Annotated in this window: 1 protein-coding gene; it reads right to left on the minus strand. The window is 68.3% G+C overall.

Features of this window, described 5'->3' with window-relative positions; translation table 11 throughout:
- Positions 1 to 4 precede the first annotated feature (4 nt).
- On the minus strand, positions 5 to 8,731 hold the full coding sequence (locus GM1_RS04290; protein WP_008376871.1) for a non-ribosomal peptide synthetase: 8,727 nt from the start codon (positions 8,729 to 8,731) through the stop codon (positions 5 to 7).

An 8,731-nucleotide genomic window follows, 5' to 3' on the forward strand; every position in this document is an offset into this window, starting at 1 on the left:
CACCTTAACTGTCGTGGTCGGGGCGACTCCGCAGGGCGTCTGCCCAGACGTCCAACAGTTCTGGGCTCCCTCCCCCGGTCGCACTCAGGTGAACCGAGGTCTCGTCGACCCGATACCGGTACACGGCGGAATGGAATCGCTCATCGCCCTCGGCGACGCCGGGTCGCGCAGTCTCGGCGAACTGTCGGGTCACCAGGATCGGCGCTTCGCCGAAGCGTTTCGCCACGCGGCGGCCGTCCCTGCTGCCGTATCGGGCCAGCGTTGACCAGCCGCGGTCGGCCACGGGTGTGTCCACAGCAGCGTCGAACGCCGTCGTCGACGACAGCCATCCGACGGTGCCGCTGTCGACGCCGACGATCGGACGCAAGTCCGCGTCAACGGCGACCGGGTGGCTGGATTCGACCACGGACAGGAATGCCTTCTCCACGAGAGCCGGGTCGAACGAGCCCACGACACGGTCGATCCGAGTCTCGCCGACACGACCATCAACCGGTGCACCGCCGGGATCACGCAGTCCGTCGACCCAAGTTTCGATCGCCTCGGACTGCACGGACATCGCGAGCCGATCGGCGACATCGGCCACCGCGGCTCCAGGACGCGGCGCTTCCGAGTCGACGAGCAGCGATGCGAGTGCCGTCAACAGCGTGTGAACCGACCGACTGTCGGCGAGCGCCCCGTGGACGGCCACCACCAGGTGCACACCGCCGGCACTGGTCACCGCGGCGACCCGCACCCCGTCGCCGGATGACACGTCGACTCCGGAGACGAGCCGGTCGACGACGTCCGCCACGGCTCGTGTCCGCGGAAGGTCGGTCTGCTCGACGGCGACAGCGTCGACGACCCGCCGAGCTGACGGCGGGAGAACTTCGGTGAGCCAGACGCGTCCACGCGGGGAGATCCGTTGTCGCAGTGCGTCGAAGGTCGTCATCGCCGTCAGCAGTGCACCGTGGAGTTCGGTGAGCTCAGGCGCCGACGGCAGGTCGACGACTCCGGTCCGGACGAACTCAGCGAGCGGGACGTCACTTGTTCGAAGCCGGTGCTGGTTCGCGGTCGGCGGCACCGCGATCGAGTCTGCTGTCTCGGACCGTGAGTGCGTCACCGCTCCCGCCGCGATCACCGACACGGCGGCCTCCCATCGGGCGGCGAGGTCGTCGAGAGCCTCCGCGTACATCCGCCGGTCGGATTCGATGGCGAAGTCGAAGAGCACGGAGTCGCCGACGCGTCGACCCGTCACGTTGACGACAAGAGGATGCGCAGGTTCGGCGGGGTCGGTTGCCAGGAGTCGCGGCAGTTCGTCGGGCGTGGACCAAGCGGTGTCGGCTGCAGTGCGCCCTCCGATCACCCCGCCGAAATTGAACTGGACATCGGCGCGGGCGAATGACTCGAGCCTCGCTCGGTTCTCGGCGTCCAGGTAACGCAGCACTCCGTAGCCGAAGCCGCCGTCCGGCACCTCGTCGACGGATCGACGCGTCTGCTCCACGAGGTCGACCGCAAGGATCGGTGCGGTGGTCAGCGCGGCGGCGGTATGCGCGTCGACCTTCACCGGGGTCGGTGCGACGACTGTGAACCAGCCCACCGTGGAGTCGACGGGCGGCGCGCCTGCGGGTGAGGTCCGACCGTGCCCTTCGAGGTCGACGAGGACCGCGTCACCGCCTGCGGTCCCCCGCCAGGATTGCAACGCGACGGCGAAGCCGGCGAGCAGTACCGATTGAGCGAAACCGTCGTGGACGGCCGCGCCCGCGGCCACCGCCGCCCCGGTCTCGGCACCGAACACGCCGACGGCCCTGGTCGGTTCGCCTCGCTCGAGATCCGGACCGACGGGAATCGATCCGAGTCGCTCCGCCCAGAAGTCGACCTCGCCGCGCGCATGGTCGACGGCATCGGTGTTGAGATACTCCATCCACTGGAGGAACGAGTCGTCGAGCTCCGCGGTCGATCGATTGGCGGGCGAGTCATACAAATCGGCGAGGTCCGCGACGAGGACGTCCCAGGACACGAAGTCGACGCCGAAATGGTTGACCGTCCAGACGATCACGTCGTCCTCGTCGCCTCGGTCCACGACGGCGATCGCGGTGAGATGCCCGGCCGCCGCGTCGAGCTTCTCAGCGAGACGACGATCGACGTCTGCGACGATCGATTCGAGATCGGCGCCGCTGCGGCCGACGCCGTTGATCGTCTCGATGGTCCCCGGTGTACGAGCCGTGTCTCCGAGCCGGACACCGGCCTGATCGATGCACAACGACAGCGCGGCGTGTCGACCGACGACTGCCGTCAAGGCGACGTGCAGGCGTTTCACATCGAGGTCGGCGGGTGCGGTCAACAGCACCGTCTGTCGGAAGGACGAGAGATCTCCGCCCGCCGCCAGTTGGCGATGCATGATCGGAGTCAGCGATGTCGCTCGATGTGTCAGCCGACGTCGCGAACGCGTGTCCTCGTCGACAGGTCTGGACGCAGAAGCGATGGCGTCCACCCGCCGGTGGTCGAAGACGTCCTTGAGCGTGATCACGACACCGTTCGCGCGTGCCTGCCGCACGACGGAGAGCGCGGAGATGCTGTCTCCTCCCAGGTGGAAGAAGTCGGCGTCGACGCCCACCTCATCGATTCCGAGAACCGAGGTGACGGCAGCGTGGACCGCGACCTCCGCCGGGCCTTCGATGGGGCGAGACTCCGGCGACGCGTCTGCGGTCGAAGGCTCGGGCAGCGCGCGTCGATCGAGTTTTCCGTTGCCGGTGAGCGGCATCGCGTCGATGCGGGTGATCGCGGCGGGAACCATGTGGACGGGCAGCGACTGCTCCAAGTGTGCGCGGATCGCGGTGGTCTCGGCGGGCGATCCGACCCAGTAGGCACTCAGATAGGCGTCGCCACTCGGTCTGCGTCCGACGACGACACGCGCGGTGTCGACCGCCGGATGAGCCTCAAGAGCCTCGACGATCTCGTGGAGTTCGATGCGGAACCCGCGGATCTTGACCTGCTCGTCCGCACGGGAGGCGTACTCCAGCAGGCCGTCGCTGTTCCACCGCATGAGATCGCCGGTGCGGTACAGCCGGTCGCCGGGGGAACCGAACGGATTCGCGACGAAACGACTCGATGTGAGTCCGCCTCGATGCCAGTACCCGTCGGCGACCTGACCGCCCGCGACGTAGAGCTCGCCCACCACACCGATCGGAACCGGCCGCAATCGGTGGTCGAGGACGTACGTCGACAGACCGCGCAGCGGCCGCCCGATCACGCTCGCTCCGGACGCCTCGTCGCCGGTGACCACGTGCACTGTGGTGTGCACTGTGGTCTCGGTGATCCCGAACATGTTGACGAGCGTGGTCTGATCCGACGGATGCGCCTCCCGCCATCGGCCGAGGCGATGAAGATCGAGCGCCTCGCCACCGAACACGACCGTGCGCAATGCGAGACCGGAGGTGTCGTCACGGTCACGTTCGGCGTCGGTCAACGCGTAGAACGCCGACGGCGTCTGATTGAGCACGGTGACCTGCTCGTCGCGGAGCAGATCGCCGAACGCTTTCGGGTCCCGCGACGTGGGGTGATCGACGACGACCACACGACCGCCGCTGCACAGCGGCGCCCACATCTCCCAGACAGAGAAGTCGAACGAGTACGAGTGGAACAGCGTCCACACGTCGTCGGGACCGAACCCCATGTCGGAGGTCGCGTCCAGCAATGCCACCACGTTCCGGTGCGGAACCATGACGCCCTTCGGCACCCCCGTCGATCCGGACGTGTAGATCATGTACGCCGAATCTCCGGGGCCCGGCGCACCGGACTTCTCGGCCTCCGTCAGAGGTCCGCCCGACAGCCGAGAGAGGTCGGCCGCCGTCTCCGGCGAGTTCAGGACGATGGTCGACGCGGTGGACACGGCTGCGTCGAGAACACGAAGGTCGAGGACGTCGGGGTCACTCACCAGCAGGGCCGACGGCTCGCTGTCCGCGAGCAGGTAGGTGATCCGAGCCTCCGGGTACGTCGGGTCCACCGGGACGTAGGTGGCTCCGGCAGTGAGCACGCCGAGGATCATCACGACCAGGTCGAGGCTGCGCGGCGACAGGATCGCGACCCGGTCGCCGCTCCGCACGCCCGCGTCGCCGAGGAGTCGGGCCACCCGGTTGGCTGCGCTGACGAGGTCGGCGTACGTTCGGCGGTCCTCCCCCATCGCGAGCGCGACCCGGTTCGGCGCCGCCAGGGCGATCCGGGCGACGAGTTGCTCGATCCGCGCCTCACGGGGTGAGGTGATCACTCCGTCGGAGGGCTCCGCTGCGCTGCCTTCGATGTCGAGAGTGGAGAGTCGACGTTCGTTCCCGACTGCGAGTTCGTGGAGGCTCTGCGCCAACGCGTCGACGTATCGGCGGGCGGTCTGCTCATCGAAGAGGTCGGCGGCGAACACGACGTCGAGCGACATGCTCCCCGAGTCGAGCTCGACGATCTCGAACTCCATGTCGAACTTCGCCCAGCCCGCGGGCGTCGGAACGAACTCCGCTGCGGCCTCCCCGATGGTCGCAGGCAGGCCGCGGCTGTTGCGGTAGACGACCATCGTCTGAAACAACGGGTGCCGCGATGTGATCCGTTCTGGATTCACGTGATCGACCACCTGCTCGAACGGCACGTCCTGGTGATCGAACGCGTCGAGAACTCGGCCGCGAGTCCGGGCGAGCAGTTCACCGCCCGTGGGGTCGCCCGACAGGTCGTTGCGGATGACGACGGTGTTGACGAAGAATCCGATGGTGTCTGCCACGGCCGGGTCGCTGCGCCCGGAGACCGGTGTTCCCACAGGCACATCCGGTCCCGCGCCGAAGCGGTCCAGAACCAGCGCCACGGCGGCCTGCGCGAACATGAACTCGGTGACCCGGTGGGCTCGGCACGCGCCCTTGATCGCGGTGACCGTCGAAGCGTCGATCGCTCGGCTCACCGTGAACCCTCGACGGCCGGTGTCGGCGGGTCGGGCCCGGTCGGTCAACACGGGCAACTCGTCGGGCAGGTCCTGCAGCGTCTCGCCCCAGTAGTCGAGGCCGGACACACCGCGAACGTCTCGCGTGCGTTCCTGCCACGCCGCGTAGTCGGCGTACTGCACGGGCAGATCACCGAGGTCAGCCACCCTTCCGGCGGCCGCGGCACAGTACGCGGTGTCCAACTCCCGGAACAGGATCGGCAGAGACCACTGATCGAAAGCGCTGTGATGAACTACGACACACAAGACCGACTCTCCGTGGCCTGCCAGGATCGACACCCGGATCGGCGCCTGGAACTCCAGATCGAACGGGCGATCTCGACGGTCGGCGATGAAGTCGGCGATCGTCGAGTCGTCGAACACTTCGGCGGTCTGAACATCGATGTGCGGGTCGGTCACCTCCAGGACGCGTTGGACAGGTCCGTCGACACCGTCGGAGAAGACGGTTCGAAGCGACTCGTGTCGGGCGACCACGACCCGCACGGCCCGTGTGAGGGCCGCAGCGTCCAACAGTCCCCGAACGCGGAGTGGAATCACGATGTTGTAGACGGCGTTCGGGCCGTCGAGGCGATGCTGGAACCAGAGCCGCCTCTGCGCCGTCGACAGCGGCGCCTGCGTGCCGCGATCGGGTCGAACGGCGAACGCGTCGACGTCGGACTCGAGGTCGCTGTGGTCTGCTGCAAGTACGGCGGCGTCGATCCGGGCGGCGAGGGCGCCGATCGTCGGATGCTCGAACACCTCACGCAAAGCGAGAGTGACATCCCATGTCGAACTGATCGCCACCAGGAGCCTGGTCGCCGACAACGAGTGCCCGCCGAGAGCGAAGAAGTCGTCCGCCGGGCCGATGCCTGCGACACCGAGAGTCTCGCCGACGAGTTCAGCGAGACGCGCCTGGGTCGCGGTCGCCGGAGCCGCCGCCTCGGATGAGGCCATCCGCGGCTCACGCGCGGTCAGCGCCGCACGATCGATCTTCCCCGACGGCGTGGTCGGCAGCTCGTCGACGACGACGATCGTCGACGGCACCAGGTACGACGGCAGCGTGCGTGCCAGCCGGGCCGTCATCGCAGCCGAGTCGAGCACCGTCCTCCCGGTGACGTACGCGACGATCGTGCGATCGCCGGACGGCCCGACCGGCGCGACGACGGCAGAGTCGACCACCCCGTCGAGGGCGGACACCGCCGCTTCGATCTCTCCTAGTTCCACCCGGAATCCGCGAACCGCGACCTGGTGGTCGGTGCGACCGTGATAAATCAGCGATCCGTCGAACGACCACGTCACCAGGTCACCGGTCCGGTACAGGCGGGTCCCCGACCCGCTGGGGTCGGCGACGAACCGTTCGGAAGTGAGTGCCGGGCGGCGGTGATACCCGCGGGCCACCTGCGACCCGCCGACGTAGAGCTCGCCGAGCATTCCCGGCGGCACCGGCGTCAACCACCGGTCGAGGACCGCGAGCCGGACACCGGGTGCGGGCGTACCGATCGTCACATGGTCGGTGACGTCGGTGAAGGTGACGTCGCCTGCCACTTCCGACGACCCGTAGGAGTTCGTGACCGTCACTGACGGATCGGCCGCGTGCAGATCGTGCACGAGACCGGACGGCAGGTCCTCGCCGCTGGCGATCCAGCGGCGTACCGACTGCACGCGGGCGCCGCCGATGTCGATCATCGCGCGCAGCAGTGACGGCACGGCAGTCACCTGAGTGGCCGAACGAGCGTCGATGGTGTCGATGAGCCCTCGAGCGTCCTGGGCAGTGTCCTCGTCCACGAGGATCGTCGACGCTCCGGCGACGAGAGCGCCGAGGAGTTCGGTGGTTCCGTCGATGAAGCTCACCGAGCTCTTCGCCAGGCGCACATCCGGGCCGTCGACCCTCCAGCGGTCGACGGCCCACGCGACACGATCGGCGAGCGCACCGTGGGTTCCCGCCACGCCTTTCGGTACACCGGTCGAGCCGGACGTGTAGACCAGATACGCCTGATCGTCGCGCCGGGGACTCGCCGGGCGATCCCAGTGCGGGGGCGGCCCCACCGGCCGGTCGAGCACACTGACCGGCGCGCGTGACGATCCGAGAACGCCCTCCCACTCCGCGCGCAGGGAACTCGACGTGAGAATCATGTCCGGGCTCGAATCGTCGAGCATGTACGCGACGCGCGCCGCGGGGTACGACGAGTCGATCGGCACCACGCAGGCGCCTGCCATCAGGGTCGCGAGGGTCGCCACCACATGATCGACGGTGCGGGGAAGCAGCAACGCCACCCGACTGTCCGCCCCGACCCCGCTCGAGACCAGACGTGCGGCGAGGCCGTCGGCCTGTCGGAGGAGATCGATGTACGACGTCTCGCCGCCTGCGTCGACGACGGCGACGCGATCGGCGGCACGCACTGCCGTGGCGCGGAACATCGCTCCCACCGCGGCAGACTCCGCGTGGATCGCACCGATCGACCAGTCGTCGACGAGTTCCAGTTCAGTGGCCGTCGCGACGGGGACCGTTCCTCGGGCGGTAGCCGGTTCGGCCCCGACCAGGCCTGACAGATGAGCGCACAGTCGGTCCGCGAGGACCTCCAGTTGATCGGTCGAGTAGAGGTCGGGATTGGCGTCGAGTGCAACGCTGAAGCCGTGTGTCGCATCGCGGTACACCGACAGCGCGACGTCGGTCACGGGCCCCGTGGCCAGACTCTCCTGTATTGCCCCGATCCCCGCGAAGTCGAGCCGGTAGTCGAAGACCTTGATGTTGATCAACGACCCGACGAGATGCCGTCGCGTCCCGACCAGACCCGCGTCACGAGCGATGTCCTCCGCCCGGTACGCCTGGTGGCGACGGAGCTCGCGGAGTCCGTCGGTCACGACCCGAAGCGAGTCGACGATCGACGTCGACCCCGGCAGGTCGATGTGGAACGGCAGAACGTTGGCGGCCAGCATGGGTGTGCGGATCGCAGGGCGCCCGGCACGTCCCATCATCGGCATTCCGACGACGACGTGGTCGTCACCGCTCGTTGCACTCTGGAGCGACGCCCACGCCAGCACCGCGACATCGGCCCAGGTACTCCGAGTCGACGCGGCCAGGGAGTCGATGCGATCAGCGAGCTCGGCGTCGATCACGCGCCGGCTCTGAATCGGCGTGCGCGGGCTGACCTGGGCGAGCTCACCCTCGCCTGACAGCGGTCGGACCACTCCGCGGCCGTCGACCGTCCGCGTCCAGTATTCGCGGTCCGCGGCGATCGCATCGTCGTCGCGAGCAGACGCCTCGATCACCTCGACGAGCGACGCGAAGTTCGACTCGGGGCACACGAACCCCGTGATCGACGCCGTGTACACAGCAGCGACGCGTTTCGACACCAGGGACAATCCGTATGCGTCGATGAGGATGTGGTGGATCCGCAGGTGCCACACCCACCGGTCCGGGCCGAGCCTGAACAGGGTCGATCCGACAAGATCATCTCCTGTCAGGCTCTGCGGAACGTCCAGCTCAGTGCGCATGGCGGCACGCGCGCCGGCCTCCGGGTCGGGCTGCCCCGACAGATCGACGACGTCCCACGGCGCGGACCGGTCCGGCGTCGTGACCGTCACCTCGCCGTCCCGATCGTCGAAACACGAGCGGAGCACGTGAGCGTCAGACCACGTCTGCGCCCAGGCTGCGGCGAACGCGTCGGGATCAACGGCCGCGTCGAACCACAGGGCCTGTCCGATGTTGAACACCGGGCTGTCCGGCATCAGCTGCTGCGCGAACCAGACTCCCTCCTGAGCGGGCAGCAGTGTGGTTCGAGCGAGTGCGGGGGCAGACAT

The sequence above is a fragment of the Gordonia malaquae NBRC 108250 genome, assembly GCF_000344135.1.
GTDB classification, from domain to species: domain Bacteria; phylum Actinomycetota; class Actinomycetes; order Mycobacteriales; family Mycobacteriaceae; genus Gordonia; species Gordonia malaquae.

Coding starts and splice junctions, on each gene's coding strand:
- GM1_RS04290 (WP_008376871.1), bottom strand. CDS start 8,731: ATGTCTGCCCCCGCACTCGCTCGAACCACACTGCTGCCCGCTCAGGAG.